The sequence below is a fragment of the Candidatus Merdisoma sp. JLR.KK006 genome, assembly GCF_036941035.1.
In the GTDB taxonomy this organism is placed as follows: domain Bacteria; phylum Bacillota; class Clostridia; order Lachnospirales; family Lachnospiraceae; genus Laedolimicola.
The window spans coordinates 1-19274 of record NZ_JAYMNS010000009.1 but is presented as its reverse complement, the minus strand read 5'-3'; the positions used below and the strand labels follow the sequence as shown (position 1 = coordinate 19274).

Genomic DNA, 19274 nt, shown 5'->3' with positions numbered 1-19274 from the left:
CCTCAATCTGGAATAAGTCAACACCCCCGCGGGAATCAATGGCTTTTTGGTAAAGCGATTTCCTCACCACTTTCTTTTGATAACACATAAATATTTTCCGTATCACAGGTAACAGACATTGCAGGTATATGACTGATCAATTCCTTGTTATTCCCGTCCTTGCCGCAGGAATACAAGTCTCCTCCGTCCGTCCTGGAAACATAATAGATTGACTGCTCATCCATGCAGAAATCATATGCAGCTATATTTTCATAAGTGTAAGTTTCATTACCGGAAACGTCATATCTTGTTAAAACCCCCTGTTCATTTTTGTAAAAGATGCTTTCCCCATCGAATGAAATATTTCCGTTTACAGGAATGTCGAGCTTTACAGTTTTTCCGGTATACCGGTTTACTTTTGTTATGCCGTCATTGCCAATGAAAAACAGGTTATCGTCATTCAGGAAAAAAGCGTGGTGAAAATCCAGGAACTTCCATTTATCCCCCGTTTCATAGTCAATGCCCAAAAGAGAACGCCCGGAATTCGTCATCTGCTCAAAGATTGTTTTTTCCTCAAAGGTATTCAGATTCAGCTCTACAACCGACACTTTCGTTATATTGCTGTTATAGTTTCCCACCCGGTTGACATAGCTTTCCATAACCGATGTAGTGTAATACAGATATGGCGGACACACATAAAACGCACATATTTCTTCTTCATCAGAAAATACCCCAAACATAGGAGAACGTGCTAAAGGATATGTTTCCCCCGTGGAAGTATTTTTGAGAGAATAATCAAAATCCCCTGCATCTTGTATGATTTCATATCCCATACAGTCATACCCTGCCGATGAATTATAGACAACGCTTCCCGTTTTTCCACGGCCTGAACATCCCGTCACTGCCAATGCCAGGCCAAACATGACAACGAAAGCCGCCCCACGCTTCTTTTGCTCTGATTTCATCAGCCATCTGTTAGAATTGCGCCGTAAAATCCAGACAACGGCCAAAGTACACAAAAGCACGGATACAAAGAGCAAGGTCAACAGCGTAACCGTACCAACCTCCGCAAAAACAATTTTCTCATCACCCGTCAGGGCATCGCTCATAACAATATCCCCTGCGAAAAAATCTGTTCCAAGCAGAAACGGCAGCGGCAGAGGCAGACGGTAAATGCCGGTTTTTGATAAGCCTATATAGGGAATCATCACGGACACCGCACCAGTCAGCAGGGTGACCGCATATTTTTTTGCTAAAACGGAAATAAACATCAGGAGTATCGCAAGAAACACACCGCCAAACATCCGGAGCAGCCCTATTGATACATATCCCTCCAGCAGCGACATATCCTTGCTGCTGTCTGCAAAGTAACGAATACTCTGAATCGGATAATCCCCATCCGGCAGTCCGTATTTGAACCTGTAAAATCCGTATTCAATAAGCGAAATGCAAAGCGACAGGAAAAGAACGGCCGTGGTAATAATGAGCAGCTTATACAGAGCGCTTTTTCGCCCCTCCCTTGCAGTCAGGATCAGGGTGTCCATCTGGCAGCTGTACTCAGAACAGAAAACAGGCGTAACAATCAGCAAAATGCCAAGGAAGAGAATGAAATTAAGCGTACCTTTGCCAAGAAGCCCCATCCATCCGTTTGTCCGGAGAAAACAGCGGTTCCCCGCATTTTCGCAGATATAGAGATATTGCTGATAGATAACCTCAAATCCATTTTGACGCTCCAGAACCTTCTCTATTTCCCGGCTCTCTTTTTTATATTCACTTTCACTGATCTTCCCGTCATAGTAGTTCTCCAAAAGGCTGTTCTGCCTCTCCTTCGCTTTTGCAATCCGCTCCGCCTCCTGCTCCAGATAAAGGGAAGATTCCTCGGTGCAGTATCCGTTTACCTTTTCCAGATACCAGTCATATTCATTTTTATACTGCTCCATCGCTATGTCTACAGGGTTGTCGGACAAGGCAAGCCAGACCGTGCCAAAAAGCAGGACAAGGGCAATATAGAACAGCCCCCTTTGCCAGAGCATAATCTTTTTTACTTCGTACATAAATCCAGACATTTTATCCTCCTATTTAAAGTCGCTGCGCGACAGCACTAAAGGGTAAAGTCACTTCGGCGCATATTTAATGAGAGGAACTTTCATTCGAAAGGGCACTCATGAAAGTTCCTCTCGTGCGCCTTTGCGACTTTACCATCCAGCAGAAAATATAAGAGTTCCTTTTAGAAAGCATCATCATTGCCGTTATGGAAACCACCCCTGCGGATATGGCAAAAATAATTGCTGCCTGGAAGCTCTGTATCGGATATCCTGCAAAATCAATAAACTCGGTCTTGCCAAATAGTATGCGGTTAGCAAGTAGCGAATATGGGTTTATAATCTTGAGCCAGGTATTACTGAAACAGCTCTGCGACGCACCTGTAATAATAAAACACAGGGCTGCTCCGAAATCAGCGACAAACGGAACAAGGACACTGTGCCCAAACAAGGAAATCAATAGAAACACCATGCTCATCGTCCATACGCCCACTGCCTTTGTCACTGCGGACAGAATCGCATATTGCCATAAATTACAGTTTACCGCAGCCGTGCTGAAATTGCTGACAGCATACAGCGGAAGATTTCCTCCTTCCGCCGTTCCGAAGAAATACACAAAGCCAATATAATCCACAACAGAAAACCATATGGCCACACTGATTACAAACAAAGAAGCCGCAGTAATTTTAGCAAATGTGGTCTTTTTACCGCCGCCCGGATTTGTCAGCAGCAGCATATCCATCTGTGTTTCCTTTTCGCAGACAAAGGTACTGACAACCCCGTACAGACAAAGAAATAAAACCAATATGACCGAAAAATCATAGTTCAGATAATAGTTATACATCTCCTCATAGGCAAAGTCTTTTATGCTCCGCCCTGAATAAAGGTGATAGATCACACTGTTTTTACGTACTTCTACAGTCTGCCCCCGTTCTTTGTAAACAGCGGCATTTTCCTTTGCCCTCTCTGCCACTTGAAGGGCATAAGTCCGATAATGATAGAAATATTCCATAGGCTCCACATAGTATTTTTCCAAGATATTCCGGTCACTGTATATATTCCCCGTCATCATATCCGGATTGTCTTTGGCTGTGCTTGCTGTCATATCAGCCGTAGCGTCTGCTAACGGCTGATATATGGAAAGAAGATGATTGATTTTTTCAGCAGTGATCTCCCCTCTGTAATCCTCATAAAGCTGCCAATACACGCTGTTCCAACTGCGGCTGTCATTTCCGTCCGCCAGGTAGGAATACGAGTGGAATTCGCTGTTTATTTTGAACAGGTTTATTACACTGAACAATAGGAATACAACAAGTATTGACCGCTTGCAGAATAATTTGTAAAATTCATATTTGATTAAGCGTGTCATATGATCTCTCCCTTAACTCATTGCCCGCGGAGGGTCTTGCGACTCTCGCGGCATTCGCCAAATGGACATGCAAGCATGTCCGCCTGGCTCATTGCCCGCGGAAGTAATACAGAAATACATCTTCCAGATTAGGGGAAACCTTTACTGCGTCTGAAGCAGGCAGCATATCGCTTACGATTCTTACCAAAAAGCGTTCCCCCTGCTGTTTCATATTGCTGACATAATATTCGCTTCCAAGTCTGGCGGCGTCTTCCCCGTTTACTGTCACCTCCCACACTTTCCCATAGATATTCTGTTCTAATGTGTCGGTAGTTCCCTGGGTTATTAAGGAGCCTTCCTTTAAGATCATAATCTCCTTTGCGATACACTCCACATCGGAAACGATATGGGTGGCCAGCAAAACTGTTCGTCCCTGTGCGAATTTTGAGATCAGGTTGCGGAAACGGATACGTTCACTGGGATCAAGCCCTGCTGTCGGCTCATCCAAAATAAGAATTTCAGGATCGCCCAGCATCGCCTGGACAATGCCGACCCTCTGCCGCATACCGCCGGAAAGAGCGCCAATCTTTTTCTCTTTCGCATCTGAAAGATTGACAATGCTAAGAAGCTCCAAAGCCCGTTTTTTCCCCTGTTCGTCAGGGATTCCTTTCAGTGCGCACATATACAGCAGAAAATCCATTACAGTAAAATCCCGGTAGAAGACAGGATATTGCGGCATATATCCGATTTTTGACAGGAAGTCCTTACCCAAAGTTCCTGCATCCTGTCCGTCAATCAAAACCGTTCCGCCATCGCTTCCCAAAATACCCACAAGTATATTGATCAGTGTCGTCTTTCCCGCACCGTTAGCGCCCAAAAGCCCATAGACACCCTCCGTAAGTTCCGTAGTGAAATCCTTCAGGGCATACTTGCCCTTATACTGCTTTGAAACATTTCGTAATGATATTTTCATAGGGAATCACCCCGCAAAGCCAAAGGTTGTTATCAAGGTGCTTACCTCGTCAATACCCCGTCCAAGCACAACGATACAGGTGCCGGATTCATCCAAAATCAAAATCTGTGGAACACGCAGGAAATAGGTACTGTTGCTGTCCTGAACGGTTTTCGTATGGATACGTTTTCCCGATGCCGTATCATAAATGTTGATTGTAACACTGCTTTCCTCCAAAATAGCAGCAGCCACATATTTTCCCTGCCCGGAGCAGTAAACACCGTCTTTTCCCTCACTGCGGCTTGAGAACGACATCGTATTTTCCGTATTGGATATGGTATCAAGCATCAGCAGGGTTCCATTATTTTCGTCAAAGCTCTGGGGCATAATAAGCAGGTTTCCGCCCTTTTGCACTTCTTCCGTATCTACCTTGTAATCCCCCTTTTTGGTAATCGTGAGCTTTGCGCTGTCTGTGGATACTGTACCATAAACACTGACCCCATCCCCGCCAATGGAGGTATCTGCAGCCATGCCTACATAGACTAAAGTGTTGTCCCCCGTAAAGGTAAGGCTGTCCATGGCTGCAATCTGCATATTACCTGCCGTGCCTTCTTCGGAATAGTTCAGAATGGTACGAACCTTCCGGGAAGAAACATCATAAAGGTAAAGCCCCTGAAGTCCGCCGAAAGCAACCTGTTTTCCGTCCTGTGAAATAGCTATCCCTGTGATCTGCGGGATAAAATCGTCACTTAATAATCCGCTAAAGGAAATGGTATCCTGAATAGCAAAGTCCTTATTCAGTATGTATCCATTGATTCCGTCGCTGTCTGATGCAGCAAATGAACCGTTGCTGTCTCCGCCGCCAGCCTTTCCCTGGCCCACAACAAAGTAGCCGTCTGTAAAGGTCTGTACGCATAAGTCTCCCATGGAAATATCCGCACTTGCGATTGTTTCGCTTTTCCCCGTATCGTAAAGATAAAGCTGATCCGCCGCAACGATAATCCGGCTTCCATCGGCATAATAGCAGCCTCTGACCTTTCCTGAAAAAGCGGAATCCTTGACCCCGCCGACCGCCATCATATTTTTATCCGTACCGTTATCCTGTTGATCAATCACGTTCATTTCGCTGCTTTCATTTCCGGTATTTTCCGATGAATCATCTTCTACGGATTGCGGCTCCATGTTTATGGCTCCATTTTCAGAGCTGTTCCCATTCTCCTGTCTATCCCCGCAGGCCGACAGAGGAAGCGCCAAAGCAAGCATAAGTATCATACACATCCATTTTGTTTTCATTTTTTAGTCCTCCTTGTATAATAAAATTGAACTGGTTTTACTTGTAACTGAATTTCCGTCCGCTGCGACGGCTGTCGCATAAAAAGTATTGAAACCATCCAGCTTAGCGGTATCTATGGTTGCTTCAATAATCCACACATTTCCTTTGCTTAATGTGACATCACGGGAAACCGCTCCCTCAAAAGATATGGGCTTATGGTTTAAGAAAAATGATATGCCATATCTTGCGCCTGGCGTTCCACAAAGGGTGTAGCGCACGGTAAGCGTATCTTTCCCGGTAAGGTTGATATTGTCATACACCACCTCGCCGTCATAGACAAGCGTCCAATAGACACTGTTATCCAGGGTATCCATCGTAACGCCATTCCATCCTGCTCTCACAAGCTCATTCTCAATAAAAGAGGAAGTGACTTTTTCCTCTGAAATGCTGACATCACGAAAAGCAGTTATACTTTCTCCATTGATGCTGTCATTTTCCGGAGCATCCTCATTAAAATGCAGTTTCAGCACTCTTTCGAAACTCTGATGATACCAGCCATAGCTTGAGGTTTCTTTCATATCAGGCTGGAAATCGGGCCTGGTGACACTCACGACCGTCATATTCAGGGTATCGCCTTTTTTCCCTGTGTCCGGTGTGAACACAAAGGAAAATTTCTCTTCGTGCTTTTCTGATGTCCGGAAGCAGTGGAGATACTCATATTCCGCTCCTGTGTCGTTCACCTTGTAGGCTTGCGGCTTTCCGTCCAAAAAAAGCAGGAAGCCAATGCTGTCCAATTTTCCTTCTGACACAAACTGATAGTCCAGGACAAATTCTCCGCCATGATACTCATAAGGCAAAACACTCTGGTCATCGGCTCTGGCAGGATCCGCTTCCCCATGACTGAGAAACCCTAAATCTCCGTCCTCCTGCGCCCCGGCGAATGGGTCTTCTTCTATAGTTTGCGGCGGGGCATTCTCGTCCGCAATGTTATACCCTTCGGGTCCCCCCGAATTCATGCCCTTACGGGCGGTCGGACAGCTTTCGCTGTCCGATAAAGTATAATTTCCGCAGGCCGCCACACAAAAGGGCAAAACAAGAATCATAGCTAATGATAAGAATCGCTTTCGCATCGTCTATCCTCCTATTCTAAGTCGCTGCGCGACAGCACTAAAGGGTAAAGCCGCTTCGACACACCGGTAATGAGAAAAACTTTTATTCGAAAGGACTCTCATAAAAGTTCCTCTCGTGCGCCTTTGCGGCTTTACTGTCCAGCAAAATTTATTTTTTCAAAACACTTGACATTTCTTAGCTGGACTACTTGTTTTAGATTCGGATTCTATTATCTAAATACCATTATAAAAACCAAAAGTCAAAATGTGGTCAAGTAATAGAAAAAAGTTTACGGAGAAACAGCTTAGTTCTTTACATAAAGAGAGCCAACAAACTGTAATTTCTCACAAGTCTGTTGGCTCTGGACTCAGTTATTCTGGCAGACAAACAGGAATTTGTTTTTAATCAAATCTTTTGAAAAAATTATATATAACCACGCAAAACCCTATTGGCGCTCCGAACAATACTCCGCCTATCAATATGCCCAAAATAAGTTGAGGTACAGAAAATAATTCTGAACTCAAAAAGAACCCAAACGGAATCCCCCTCCAGAATCAAAATTGTTCCAGCCAGATTTTGCACACAAATACGCAACAGATAAACTGTAATAAAAGCCAAAATCAGACAAATTTCGCACCATTAAAAAAGGTGTACCGCAGTGAAGTTTATTTCTTCCTTGCGGTACACCTTTATGTGTGCAATTATTCTTTATTTTTTGTCTTTGGTGTGTATACAGTTTTTGCTTTTTTCTAATCATATCTTTTCCCTTACTGATAGTCTATAAAAAAGAATGGCAGTTTTACATTCAAATAAAACCGCCATTCTTAAGCTCATGCGCTATATATTTTTCATAAAATTACCGTCAGCGTTTGCTTTGAATATTTATAAAGATAATTTTATGAATGCTTTGTAAAATATAAAAGTTATGTTTTGTATAATTTATGTAAAATACAGGTTTTTTAGGAAAACTGCACCACATCACTTTTATCTTGCTGAAAAATAATCTGTATAACCGTTCCTTGCCCCAGGCTGCTTTGCAGTTCAATCTTGCCATTCAAGTATTGTACAGCATGTTTTACAATAGATAGTCCTAATCCCGTTCCACCTGATTCCTTAGAGCGGCTCTTGTCTACACGGTAAAATCGTTCAAAGATTCTTGCCTGATGTTCCGGCGGTATGCCGATTCCCGAATCCTTCACCGTAATCGAGGCACTATTTTCCTGACTGCTTATAGCTACTTCTACCGTACCGCCGTTCTTATTATACTTGATAGCATTATCACAGAGGTTAAAAACAATTTCTGTTAAGAGCCGCCGGACACTTTTAATATAAACCTTTTTTCCTGTTAAAGCCACTTCAATATCTTTTGCCGCTGCTATATCTGCCAGTCCTGCCATCACCTCAGATGCGATCTCACATAAATCAACATTTTCAAACGGCATATCGCATCCCTCGTCTAATTGGGATAAACGGATAATATCATCAATTAATGTTACAAGCCGCCCTGCCTCTGTGCGGATATGCCCTACAAAACGTGTCATATCCTCCGATTTTACAAGACCGTTCTCCATTAACTCCGCACTCCCCATTATGGATTGCAGCGGAGTTTTCAATTCATGTGATACGTTGGCAGTAAACTCCCGTCTGTTCCTTTCTGCGAAAGCTGCTTCTGTTATATCAAAGGCAAGAACAACCGCCCCAATTACAATACCGTTAGATTCAATGCGGTTGACATGGATCTGATACTCTTTTCCCTCACGTTCTATGCGGATTTCGCTGTGTCCACTTGAAAATGCGTCCTGTATGGCGTGGCTCACATTATGGCTTCTCTCTACTGTCAGAAAATCTTTACCTATGCTGGAACGTTTCGTATGAAACAGCTTCAGCGCAGCAGGATTAATGTTCAGAATTATATTTTTCTCATTCAAAAGGACAAGCCCTTCCGTCATGCCATATGTAATCTGTGCAAATTCATCATTTTTCCTTTGGAGTTCCGACAACTGCATATCAATCTGCTTATGCTGTTTATTGATACGGTTTAATAGGGGAGCCAGCTCCTCATAAGTATCGTTTTCCAGCGGTTTTTCTAAATCAAGTCTGTTTAACGGCTCCATGATATGTTTAGAAATACGGCTTGCTAATACTCCTGATAAAATGAGTGTTACAACAACTACAATTAAAATCGGCTGTATCATCCCCAAAACAAGCACCCATATCGTAACGCTGCTGACAGAAATCCTTAATACTGAACCATCATTAAGCCGCCTTGCACAGTAAAGTGTTTTTTCTAAAAGAGTCGTGGAATAACGTGAGCTTTTTCCCTCTTTATTCCGCAGGGCTTCTTGAATTTCTTCCCTGTCCGCATGGTTTTCCATACTTTCCCCGTCAGACTGTGTATCATATATAACATCTCCATTTTCAGCAACCCATGTCAGACGGTACTCCCTTGACTGTAATTCCTCCAGATAGTTCCGTCCATCCTTTTCAACGGCTATGGCAGCTAAAGACAGTTCATCCTCCAACTGTTTTCCCTGAACATTACTGAAATAACTGTAAAGACATCCCATGATGATAACAAGGCTTGCAATCAGGACAGCCCCCGCTACAACCATAATTGATTTAAAAATTTTCTTTGTCATGCCTGCACCTCTAACCTATAACCAACACCACGCACTGTTTCAATCATTTTCCCATAATCCCCCAGTTTTACACGCAGAGTACGGATATGCATATCAACCGTTCTCGTTTCACTGACATAATCAGCTCCCCATATGTCATTAAAAAGCTGGTCACGGGAAAATGCGATGCCCGGACGGGAAAGGAACAGCCGGAGAAGTTCAAATTCTTTTAAGGTAAGCTGTATTCTTTCATTATCAATGGAAACTGTATGTTCGTCCAGATTGACAACAAGCCCCCCGGCTTTCAAAAGATGTTCTACCTCTGTAGGATTGCACCGGCGGAGTACCGCTTTCACACGGGAAACCATCTCCATCATCCCAAAAGGCTTTACAAGATAATCATCCGCACCTAAATCAAGGCTCTGGATTTTATCATACTCCATGCCTTTTGCAGTTGCCATGATGACGGGAATCCTGCAAGTGTCAGGGCTGTCTTTTAAAAATTTCAGCAGTTCCACGCCATCCTCTCCGGGCAGCATAATATCAAGAATTATCAAATCCGGCTTTTCCATAGATAAAGCGTCACGAAAGGCTATTGCATCCAAAAATCCTTTTGCTTCAAAATCAGTGGAATTAAGCGTATATACCTCAATATCCCGGATACTGTCATCATCTTCCACACACCATACTTTCATAATCATGCTCCTTTATGTTCTCCTGTCACGGAAAAAGCCACCCACTCTGCAATATTTACCGCATGATCCCCGATACGCTCAAAATATTTGGCAATCATCAGTAAATCCAGCGCATATCCTCCGTCTGTCGGTTTTTCTGCTATCAGCTTAATCAGAGATGACTTGACCTGTAAAAACAAATCGTCAACCACATCATCACGGTCAATCGCCGCACCAGCCAATACTACATCCTGTTTTACAAAAGCGTCAATGCTTTCTGTAACCATCTGGCTCGCCGCATCTGCCATAAACCGGATCTGTTCACATTCCCCTCCAGTCCTTCCGTCAAGAAACGTGATAATTTCCGCAATATCCGCCGCCTGTGTTCCAATACGCCCCATATCAGTAATCATTTTAAGGGCTGCAGATATTTGCCGTAAATCCCTTGCTACCGGCTGTTGCTGTAACAGCAGTTTCAAACACAGTGTTTCGATTGTGCGCTCCATCCGGTTAATCTCTCCATCAAGGGATAAAACCTTGTCTGCCAGCTTTATGTCGCCCATAGTTAATGCTTTTGAAGCAGCGGCAATCGCTTCCTCACACATTGCCCCCATTTGGGTAAGCTCTTTATTCAGCATAGCAAGCTGTTCATCAAAACGACTTCTCATTATCCAAACCTCCCCGTAATATAATCCTCCGTCCGCTTGTCCTTTGGTTGCTCAAACATCTTTTCCGTATTTCCATACTCAATTAAATTGCCAAGGAGAAAGAAAGCCGTATTATCGGAAATCCGCACAGCCTGTTGCATATTGTGCGTTACGATGATAATAGTATACTTTTCTTTAAGTTCCATTGCAAGTTCCTCTATTTTAGATGTGGAAATAGGGTCAAGTGCGCTTGTAGGCTCATCCATCAGAAGCACATCCGGCTCTACCGCTAATGCACGGGCAATGCAGAGCCGCTGCTGCTGACCGCCTGACAGTCCTAATGCCGATTTTTTCAGCCTGTCCTTTACTTCATCCCAGATTGCCGCCCCACGCAGAGAGCGTTCTATTATATCGTCCAATTTTGCCTTATTTTTCACTCCGTGTGTCCTCGGCCCGTAAGCAATATTGTCGTAGATGCTCATAGGAAAAGGATTCGGCTTTTGAAAAACCATGCCAATACTGCGGCGAAGCTCATTGACATCGACATCTGCATCAAAAATATTATCGCCCCTATAATACACTTCTCCTGTAATCCGTACACCAGCGATAAGGTCATTCATTCGGTTTAACGATTTAAGGAAAGTAGACTTCCCACACCCGGAGGGGCCAATCAGTGCCGTAATGCTCTGTCCTTCAATCTCAATATTTACATCTTTCAAAGCCTGTGTACTGCTATACCACAGGCACAGGTCTTTTACCACCATGGCAGGATTTTTGTCATGATTCATTATATTATTCATACATTTCTCCTTTTTTGGAAATATCTGCTCGCCAGTGTAGCCGACAGATTGATGAACATGGTCAAAATCATCAGGATAGCGGCAATTGCAAAGGCTATACCAAATTCCCCGTTTTCTTTTGCATAGACATATAATGCGACCGTCAATGTTGCCCCTGCACTGCCAAGCCCTTCAAGAATCCCGTTCAGGGCATGGGCAAAACCAGCCGTAAAAAGAAGTGCCGCTGATTCTCCCAAAATTCGCCCCACTGACAATATACAGCCTGTTATGACTCCATCAATACAACCTGGAAGCACAACGGTATAAATCACACGCCACTTTCCAGCTCCCAGCCCAAAAGCACCTTCACGGTAACTTTGCGGTACTGTTTTCAGGCTTTCCTGCGTTGTGCGCATAATCGTAGGCAGATTCATGATTACCAAAGTAAATGCCCCCGCTAAGAGGGAAGTTTTCATACCAAAAAACTGACAGAAAAACAGCATACCTACAAGTCCATAAATAATAGACGGAATCCCTGATAAGGTTTCGGCTGCATACTCAATCATTTCTACCAGTTTCTTATTTTTGGCATATTCTGTAAGATAAATCGCCGCACCAACTCCAAGCGGGAGAGCAAATACCAAAGTTGCCGCTACAATATAGACTGTGTTAAGAATATCCGGCAGTATCCCGATCCGGTCAGACAGATAACTCGGTTTCGTAGTAAGCAGCTCCCAAGATACATTCGGCAGCCCTTTCCACAATACATAACCAATCAAAAATAATACCAATGCACAAGTAATGCATACGGAAATCCCCATCAACACACGCATGGCTGTAATATATGTTTTCCTTCTAAGGGAAATTGATTGTTTTTCCATCTATATTTACTCCTTGCTTTGTTTCAAAAAGAAATTTAATACGGCATTTATCAGCATGATAAAGAGGAATAAAACCAACGCAATCGAAAATAATGCCTGTTTCTGTAAACTTCCGTCAGCCGCATAAGACATTTCACTTGCCACAGCGGTTGTAAGGAAACGGACGCTCTGAAAAATTTTCGGCATATTTGGGGCGTTCCCCGCCACCATCATAATAGCCATAGCCTCGCCGATAGCCCTGCCAACGCCTAACACAACAGCCGCCGCAATGCCGCTTTTTGCCGCCGGAACGGATACACGGAAGTATGTTTCAATCGGTGTCGAACCAAGCGCAAGGGAAGCATCCTCATATTCCTTTGGAACAGCTTCTAATGCCGTAAGCGACACTTTAATGATTGAGGGTAATATCATAATTGCAAGTACAATGATAGCAGCAAACAGGCTGGCTCCATCGGGGATATGGAAAACAATCCGTATCCCTGGCACAAGCACCATCATTCCCACAAGCCCATAAACTACCGACGGAATGCCAGCCAATAAACTTACCGCTGTTTCAATAACGGTTTTTATTTTTAACGGCGCAATCTTAGCAAGATAAACTGCTGTCATAAAGCCAATTGGCACTCCAAGTACGATTGCGCCAGCCGTACCATAAATACTGGTAAGGATAAACGGAAAAATCCCATATTGCGGCTGTGCTGCTGTAGAAGCCCATTTCTTCCCGAAAAGGAAATTCAAAACTCCTATTTTTCGGATAGCCGGAATCCCTGATATGACAAGGTAAACAGTAATCAGGAGTACACAGCCAACTGTAATCAGACCAAGTATCAGGAATATGCCATGTATGGCATTCTCCATGAACTGTTTTTTGTTCATTTGACTTCACCTTCCAAAACCTTTCATAATCCGCCGGATTATTTATTTACTGGTACTGCACCCGCAGATGAGATAATCTCACCTGCTTCAGATGAAGTAATATAATCAAAGAATTTCTGTGCAGTTGCCGAAAGCTCTGCGCCGCTCTTTGTCACTAACACAAACGGACGCTGCACCACATAGCTACCATCTTTTACCGTTTCCTCCGCAGGTACAATACCGCCGACAGAAAGGGTTTTTACCGTATCCTTTACAGATGCAAGGGAAGCATATCCGATTGCCGCCGGATTGCCTGCCACCGTTGTAATCACATCCCCGGTAGATGTAAGCTCCTGACGGTATTTGCAGGCATCCTCCGTGTCCGTAATGGATTCAAAGCCATCTCTTGTACCACTCCCGGCTTCACGTCCAATCAGGACAATTTCCAGATCATTGCCGCCTATATCCTGCCAGTTTGTTATTTCCCCTCTATAAATCCTGCTAATCGTTTCAAGGTCAAGGTCATTTACCGGATTATCCGGATTTACAATGACAGCAATCCCGTCAAGCGCAAGCACCGTTTCAGTCAATCCCTGCGCTTTTTCTTCTTCCTTTAAGTTACGGCTGGAAAGACCAATATCGCAGCGTCCTTCTGCCACAGCTGTAATTCCGGAGCCGGAACCGGTAGGGTTATATGTAAAGGTTACACCGGAATTGTTTTCCTCAAAAGCTTCGCCCAAAGCACCGATTACTTTTTCCATAGAGGTTGAGCCATCCGTAGATACTGTTTTGCTGTCCGCCTTCCCGCATCCGGTCATAGCTACGAGTGCAAGTGATAAAGTGGCAACAAAAGTAACAATTTTTTTCATAATAATTTTCTCCTTTTTTCTTTGTGATATTTTCTTCTACGCTTTTTATCATAAATACTGCTTGTAAAATCAAAAACATAACTTATGTCAAATTTTTGTAAAATGAACAGACTTGCCATAAAAACTGCATCATGGAAATGTGCATAACTGACTATTCCGTCATGGATAACTCTATTCACAGGACATGGAAAAGCAAAGTGCAGCTTTCCCACATCCTGCAAACAGAGTTACCCACAACTCCATAAGATAGCCAGTTATACGACATTTCCACAATGCCGATTACGGCGAAATCCCACTCATTCATTCCATTTTTTCATAAAACACAAATAAGAAAAGCTCTGCATCTCACAGAGCCTTTCTAACCTTTGATTATTCGCCAACTACCGTTCCATTTTCCTCACAAAAACAACATTATAGATATATCTCTGCCGCTTTTGCAAAAGTAGCTTTCCTCATGATAAGTTCCGACTGTTTTTCTTCCGGCAAACCCTCAAACACACCTTTATAGCCCTTCTCCAGCAACGGTGTGCCTTTTGCCAGTAAATACAGTTTTGTATTCAGCCATTCTTCCCACAAATCTTCAAATAGTTCCACACTGTCTGTAAAAGTTATGGCATCTTCAAAACCATGTGGCAGATTATAATATTTTAGCATTACAAAGCCATACCTGCCTACATCAAGCACTACGATATTCTACATCTCATACAGCTCTGCAAACGCATCTGCCACCTTTTGACACTTTGTCCGTTCTTCCTCTGTGATATAAATTTTCTTTTCCATATAGCCTTACCTCGTTTCTTATAAAATTTTACCATATTCATTTTATAAGAACCACCTGCACACCAGCTTTTCTTCCACTTGTTTTTGGCAAAACCCACTTTACTAACAATTCACTTCCCGAAACAAGTGCAATTTTCTTCTCCAATTACAAATATGAATGTGGCAAGCAAAAGCATAGGATAATAAATAAAAATATTATTTGACATCCAATGTCCATTTGTCATATGGTACGGAAGCCATTTATGTTCATACATCCACTTAGGGAAATTCCCAAGTGCCTCTTTAAACAAATGAAATGGCATATATATAGCAAGTGTGATAATAACAAAAGTTAACAATTTCATATTCATCTTCCTTTCATCAAGCATATAACAAACCAACAAGACGTGTCAGTCACTAATCATCCGTGTATTTTCATTTACCGCCGGATTTGAAGTTATCAAACTGAACATCTGTGGGCCTATAATTATCGAATTATCGCTTTTTGTGCAGAGGAAATATCAACCGTGTTATTTTTCATAAAAACATAAGCACTGACCGTCATCCGTATATGCTGCAAATTTATCAAATTGCGGAGTAACAATATAAAAATCCTCCAACAATCCATCAACTTCATTAAGTACATCGATCATAGTATCTATATATCCTTCATAAACCCAGCCATCAGAAAGAATCAGATAAATCTTTTTATTCCAATCATAAGATAACTGTTCTTTTATTTTTGCGAGCATACATTCCCACCCAATCGTTTCGCTAACACAACCGATCTCTTTCAGTTCCTGCCTAAACAATCCCGAATTTGCGACGAGGGAAACGCTTTCATCAGCGTTTCCCTAAATGGAACATATTACTTGGGGTCAGTTTCCTCGTTGAGGGGCTTATAGTTGCTGTCCATGTAGTTCTTTTTCCCAAAGGGAACATAATTTTCATCCAACAAAATCAAGTTTCCGTTTCCCAAATCAGGGAACTGCCGCGCAACCTCCTTGAGCACTTCCCATTCATCTTTTGCATTTTCTTTGTTGTCTTCCTCCACCTGTCTTAGCGCTTCTTGAATAGACTGCTGATCTGCCGTTCCCCAATAAAGAGGATGGGGCTGGAAGGAAGAATGGTAATCGCCGCCCTCATAGCAGAAAAAACAGGAGCAGGGGATTTTTTCAAATAGAATTTTTTGCGCCCCGTCAAGCTCCTTTACCTCCAGACAGCAGCATCCATTTACGGTTGCCGCGCCATCCCGCGCAGTCATGTTTGCGATTGCCATGATAGTAAGGGGTTCCGTTTTCACGATCATGCCGGGAACCAAAAGCCCCTCCTCGTACATTTCCCGTAAATATTCGTCAGAAAATTTTCCGACAGCCCGCCATAGGAAAAACAATGCAAGAAGGAAACAGATAACGGCGGGAACCCAGCTTTTAAACATAGAAATTCCTGCCATGCACAGGAAGCATACGCAGATTATCGCAGAGCTTCTCCGCTTTTTAACGACGGCTTTTATTATTTCATCTTTCTGCCGTATCCGGCTCACATCTGCGTGGATGCCGGATTTTACACTTGCCTCAAATTGTGAATAATCGACCATTTTTTCCTCCGTTTCTTACGTTTCTGTAGATTGCTGATATTTTTTATAGATATATTCGGTAAAAATCCGATACCTCGTTCCCATTTTGAAACAGCCGCACAATAGTCCATCTTTAAAAGCTTTACTATCGAGATATAGTCCCCACATAAAAGAAACCTCCGTTTGCCTCTTTGTCAATCACTTTTTTGATCCAAACCTTTTAATAAATAAAAATATCAATTCATTTTGTGGACTGCAAGTTTAATTGTTACACAAGCTCCACCAGAAGCAATATTTGAAAGTTCTAAACTTCCGCCGTGTTTCTGGCTAAGGACACGGCTTGTAGCCAATCCCAGGCCCATATGCTCTCCCGTTTTATCCTCAGAATAAAGAAAAGTGTTCTTTTTACGGAGCATTGCCCTTGAAAAGCCTTTGCCATCGTCTGATATGGTTATCATAAGCATATCATCTGTAAGGGAGTACCCGAAATTCACCTTGCTTTTGGCATATCGAACGGCATTGGAAAAGATATTCTCGACAATACGGTAAAAAATCTGCTCGTCTAATTTTACCTGACATTCGGATATGGCAGAATGGTATGCAATCTCCAGGCTACGCTGTTTGGCAAAAAACGAAAAACTTTCCGTAGCTCTTCTTAAAAAGTCCGGTAACTGAACTACGGAATACTTTGTTTCCGTTTCTTCAATCGCATTCAGGTCACGGATATAATCTGTATAATGTTCAAGCCGTTTTGCCGTTACCGCAAGGTTAGACAGTGTATGCCGTAATTCTTCGTCATTCAGATTTCCATCTGCCAGACATTGCTGCATATATTCCACATATCCCTCAACAATCGCAATGGGATTTCTAAGGTCATGTGCCACTGACGCCTGCAGGATTCTGCGCTGCTCGATCATGTTCCATAGCTGACGGTTGTTATCATAGAGCGCCTGCCGCATTTCTTCAAAAGCGGTGCAGAGCCTTCCTAATTCATCATTCCTGTTATAATCAACCGTAAAATCAAGGTCTTGCTCCCGGATATGTTTTGTCGCATCGGCAAGAACCTGAATGGGCGGCGACAGTTCTTTCCTGTAAAACCACCATGCGCACAGCATGATACCTGTAATGGAATAGACAAAAGGAAACAACACCATAGAAATGCCTGCCATTCTGTATACGAACTTTTGCTTTGGGCGAAGCGCCGCAAAGCCGGACTCGATTTTCTCTATTATGAATTCCGTATTCTCCAAAGTTACATCCACTCCGGTGGGAACGAGCATACCCACCTGGGCAGGTTCGTCAAGGATAACCCTCTGCCCTCCCTCTAATACCCTCCCGTCCGCTGTGACCGTCCGGATATTCAGCCAGACTTCCTGAGAATCGGGAAGTATCACTTTTTGTATACGGTAGCATCCATAAATCGTCAGGACAGATGCCGCAAAAACAAGAAACATTGTAGCAGCTACCGCACAGATAAAAGCTCTTTTCATTGATCCGGGTTTCCTCATTTTTTCCATCTGTACCCCATCCCCCAGACTGTTTCGATATATTCCCTGCCCGTAGCTTCCTTCAGTTTATTCCTGATCTTTCGGATATGCTCTTTTATGACTCCGCTGTCTCCTTCGGCATTCAGCCCCCACACGGCTTCATAGATCCGCTCCCTGTCGAATATCTGACCCACGTTACACATCAGAAACTCCACAATGTCAAACTCACGGTTTGACAGGCTCAGCGGCCTTTCCCCATAAAAACAAGTACGTTCCGCAAGATTTACGATCAAGCCCTGGGAAGAAACGATTTTAGGCGTACACTTGCTTCGTTCATCCCTCCGCAGGTGAGCCGCCACTCTTGCAGTCAACTCTTTCAGGCTGAACGGCTTGGTTATGTAATCATCACCTCCAGCCTGCAGGCCGTTTATTTTGTCCTGTTCCGTAATCCGGGCTGTCAGAAACAAAATGGGGCAGACGACATTCTGGCGGATCATTTTACATAGCTCCAGTCCATCTATTTCCGGCATATTGATGTCAAGCAGAATCAAATCCGGATAGACATTCAGCATGGATATTGTCTGCTGTGCATTTTCCGCTACAAAAGCCTCATATCCACACTTCCGTAAGTGACTTGACAATAACTCTGTCAGCATTTTTTCATCATCAACAATGAGTATTTTGTATGCCATAATAACCTCTCTCAGAATATGATACTGCAAATAAGTCAAAAAGTGGTCAATTTTCTGTTCATCAACTATACTGTTTTCCTTTTCGATATTCTCACTTCATCACTCTCCACTATCTGCAATAGAACAATACAACATATGAAAACCATGTTCTAAAAACTGGACTTTTGATAATCCCATTGCTTTTTTAATATATTCTTCTTTGTTTTCTGCAAGCTGAATAAGCCCGGACAACATACCCCAGAAAACAAAAATAGCAGGCATGATTTTCAGATCGTTTCGCAGATCGCCTTTATCTATGCCGGATATTAAAAATTCCTTTTTTTTCGGTGTACACTTTTCGGCTCTTTTTTTCTCCGTGCCACTGTCTGCATCCTCATAATTGAACTCAAGGTTAAATTATAAAACTCTTAAAGAATACTGTCAACTTTTTCACCTAAAATAATCTGGAAAATATTTGTCTGAATGAGATGCCTCCGGATTCCAGTCACTCCTCAATACAAGCGGTTCCCTGCCTTCATCAATCAGATTCAAGCTCACTACAATGGACTTGAAAGATGCGTCCATGCTTACAAGCGGAGCGGAGATTACCCCTTTTCCGCTTATTGTCGTGGAACCTTCACATGACACTACACTTGATAATGCCTTTCGATACTCATCCTCGTCAGGCTTTCCAACTAAACTCCCATGTCCTGCACACTTGACACCACCATAAATGAAACCTTTTGGGCAAGTC

Annotated in this window: 19 protein-coding genes; all 19 read right to left on the bottom strand. The window is 43.1% G+C overall.

Going from position 1 to position 19274, the window contains the following annotated elements:
* Positions 1-35 precede the first annotated feature (35 nt).
* Positions 36-2045: a DUF5050 domain-containing protein gene (locus VSQ61_RS09240; protein ID WP_334344150.1), complete on the bottom strand. Its 2010-nt coding sequence runs from the start codon at positions 2043-2045 to the stop codon at positions 36-38.
* Positions 2046-2109: 64 nt separating this feature from the next.
* The gene (locus VSQ61_RS09235) at positions 2110-3390 is read right to left on the bottom strand and encodes an ABC transporter permease (protein WP_334344149.1); all 1281 of its coding nucleotides are present in this window, start codon (positions 3388-3390) and stop codon (positions 2110-2112) included.
* An 88-nt stretch (positions 3391-3478) separates the two neighbouring features.
* Positions 3479-4342: an ABC transporter ATP-binding protein gene (locus VSQ61_RS09230; protein WP_172544281.1), complete on the bottom strand. Its 864-nt coding sequence runs from the start codon at positions 4340-4342 to the stop codon at positions 3479-3481.
* A 6-nt stretch (positions 4343-4348) separates the two neighbouring features.
* On the bottom strand, positions 4349-5614 hold the full coding sequence (locus VSQ61_RS09225) for a hypothetical protein (RefSeq protein WP_334336128.1): 1266 nt from the start codon (positions 5612-5614) through the stop codon (positions 4349-4351).
* 3 nt (positions 5615-5617) lie between these two features.
* Positions 5618-6724, bottom strand: a complete 1107-nt coding sequence (locus VSQ61_RS09220) for a hypothetical protein (RefSeq protein ID WP_172544279.1) — start codon at positions 6722-6724, stop codon at positions 5618-5620.
* A 500-nt stretch (positions 6725-7224) separates the two neighbouring features.
* Complete coding sequence (locus VSQ61_RS09215; protein WP_334344148.1) at positions 7225-7461, bottom strand: hypothetical protein; 237 nt, start codon at positions 7459-7461, stop codon at positions 7225-7227.
* Positions 7462-7663: 202 nt separating this feature from the next.
* Complete coding sequence (locus VSQ61_RS09210) at positions 7664-9343, bottom strand: sensor histidine kinase (RefSeq protein ID WP_334344147.1); 1680 nt, start codon at positions 9341-9343, stop codon at positions 7664-7666.
* Entirely contained in the window at positions 9340-10017 is a 678-nt protein-coding gene (locus VSQ61_RS09205; protein ID WP_016230362.1) for a winged helix-turn-helix domain-containing protein, read from the bottom strand. The genes VSQ61_RS09210 and VSQ61_RS09205 overlap by 4 nt, the downstream gene beginning before the upstream one ends.
* 2 nt (positions 10018-10019) lie before the next feature.
* Complete coding sequence (gene phoU / locus VSQ61_RS09200) at positions 10020-10664, bottom strand: phosphate signaling complex protein PhoU (RefSeq protein WP_334344146.1); 645 nt, start codon at positions 10662-10664, stop codon at positions 10020-10022.
* Positions 10664-11443 (bottom strand): phosphate ABC transporter ATP-binding protein PstB, encoded by a 780-nt coding sequence (pstB, locus tag VSQ61_RS09195; RefSeq protein ID WP_004057100.1) that lies wholly within the window; start codon positions 11441-11443, stop codon positions 10664-10666. Before pstB ends, phoU begins: the two co-directional genes overlap by 1 nt.
* A complete protein-coding gene (gene pstA, locus VSQ61_RS09190) occupies positions 11440-12303 on the bottom strand; it encodes a phosphate ABC transporter permease PstA (protein ID WP_334344145.1) in 864 nt (287 codons plus the stop codon). The genes pstB and pstA overlap by 4 nt, the downstream gene beginning before the upstream one ends.
* Before the next feature lie 6 nt (positions 12304-12309).
* A complete protein-coding gene (pstC, locus tag VSQ61_RS09185) occupies positions 12310-13179 on the bottom strand; it encodes a phosphate ABC transporter permease subunit PstC (RefSeq protein WP_004057104.1) in 870 nt (289 codons plus the stop codon).
* Between the two features lie 38 nt (positions 13180-13217).
* Positions 13218-14027: a phosphate ABC transporter substrate-binding protein gene (locus VSQ61_RS09180; protein ID WP_016230359.1), complete on the bottom strand. Its 810-nt coding sequence runs from the start codon at positions 14025-14027 to the stop codon at positions 13218-13220.
* Positions 14028-14438: 411 nt separating this feature from the next.
* Positions 14439-14681 (bottom strand): hypothetical protein, encoded by a 243-nt coding sequence (locus VSQ61_RS09175; protein ID WP_334344143.1) that lies wholly within the window; start codon positions 14679-14681, stop codon positions 14439-14441.
* A gap of 635 nt (positions 14682-15316) precedes the next feature.
* Positions 15317-15538, bottom strand: coding sequence for a DUF6756 family protein (locus tag VSQ61_RS09170; RefSeq protein WP_334344142.1), 222 nt, complete (start codon positions 15536-15538; stop codon positions 15317-15319).
* A gap of 116 nt (positions 15539-15654) precedes the next feature.
* Positions 15655-16383, bottom strand: a complete 729-nt coding sequence (locus VSQ61_RS09165) for a DUF3239 domain-containing protein (RefSeq protein WP_172544367.1) — start codon at positions 16381-16383, stop codon at positions 15655-15657.
* A gap of 215 nt (positions 16384-16598) precedes the next feature.
* On the bottom strand, positions 16599-17852 hold the full coding sequence (locus VSQ61_RS09160) for a HAMP domain-containing sensor histidine kinase (protein ID WP_334344141.1): 1254 nt from the start codon (positions 17850-17852) through the stop codon (positions 16599-16601).
* Between the two features lie 14 nt (positions 17853-17866).
* A complete protein-coding gene (locus VSQ61_RS09155) occupies positions 17867-18541 on the bottom strand; it encodes a response regulator transcription factor (protein ID WP_334344140.1) in 675 nt (224 codons plus the stop codon).
* A 429-nt stretch (positions 18542-18970) separates the two neighbouring features.
* Positions 18971-19274: hypothetical protein (locus VSQ61_RS09150; protein WP_334344139.1), on the bottom strand; the 304-nt coding region annotated here is incomplete at its 5' end.

Coding starts and splice junctions, on each gene's coding strand:
- VSQ61_RS09240 (WP_334344150.1), bottom strand. CDS start 2,045: ATGTCTGGATTTATGTACGAAGTAAAAAAGATTATGCTCTGGCAAAGG.
- VSQ61_RS09235 (WP_334344149.1), bottom strand. CDS start 3,390: ATGACACGCTTAATCAAATATGAATTTTACAAATTATTCTGCAAGCGG.
- VSQ61_RS09230 (WP_172544281.1), bottom strand. CDS start 4,342: ATGAAAATATCATTACGAAATGTTTCAAAGCAGTATAAGGGCAAGTAT.
- VSQ61_RS09225 (WP_334336128.1), bottom strand. CDS start 5,614: ATGAAAACAAAATGGATGTGTATGATACTTATGCTTGCTTTGGCGCTT.
- VSQ61_RS09220 (WP_172544279.1), bottom strand. CDS start 6,724: ATGCGAAAGCGATTCTTATCATTAGCTATGATTCTTGTTTTGCCCTTT.
- VSQ61_RS09215 (WP_334344148.1), bottom strand. CDS start 7,461: ATGATTAGAAAAAAGCAAAAACTGTATACACACCAAAGACAAAAAATA.
- VSQ61_RS09210 (WP_334344147.1), bottom strand. CDS start 9,343: ATGACAAAGAAAATTTTTAAATCAATTATGGTTGTAGCGGGGGCTGTC.
- VSQ61_RS09205 (WP_016230362.1), bottom strand. CDS start 10,017: ATGAAAGTATGGTGTGTGGAAGATGATGACAGTATCCGGGATATTGAG.
- phoU (WP_334344146.1), bottom strand. CDS start 10,664: ATGAGAAGTCGTTTTGATGAACAGCTTGCTATGCTGAATAAAGAGCTT.
- pstB (WP_004057100.1), bottom strand. CDS start 11,443: ATGAATAATATAATGAATCATGACAAAAATCCTGCCATGGTGGTAAAA.
- pstA (WP_334344145.1), bottom strand. CDS start 12,303: ATGGAAAAACAATCAATTTCCCTTAGAAGGAAAACATATATTACAGCC.
- pstC (WP_004057104.1), bottom strand. CDS start 13,179: ATGAACAAAAAACAGTTCATGGAGAATGCCATACATGGCATATTCCTG.
- VSQ61_RS09180 (WP_016230359.1), bottom strand. CDS start 14,027: ATGAAAAAAATTGTTACTTTTGTTGCCACTTTATCACTTGCACTCGTA.
- VSQ61_RS09175 (WP_334344143.1), bottom strand. CDS start 14,681: ATGCTAAAATATTATAATCTGCCACATGGTTTTGAAGATGCCATAACT.
- VSQ61_RS09170 (WP_334344142.1), bottom strand. CDS start 15,538: ATGCTCGCAAAAATAAAAGAACAGTTATCTTATGATTGGAATAAAAAG.
- VSQ61_RS09165 (WP_172544367.1), bottom strand. CDS start 16,383: ATGGTCGATTATTCACAATTTGAGGCAAGTGTAAAATCCGGCATCCAC.
- VSQ61_RS09160 (WP_334344141.1), bottom strand. CDS start 17,852: ATGAAAAGAGCTTTTATCTGTGCGGTAGCTGCTACAATGTTTCTTGTT.
- VSQ61_RS09155 (WP_334344140.1), bottom strand. CDS start 18,541: ATGGCATACAAAATACTCATTGTTGATGATGAAAAAATGCTGACAGAG.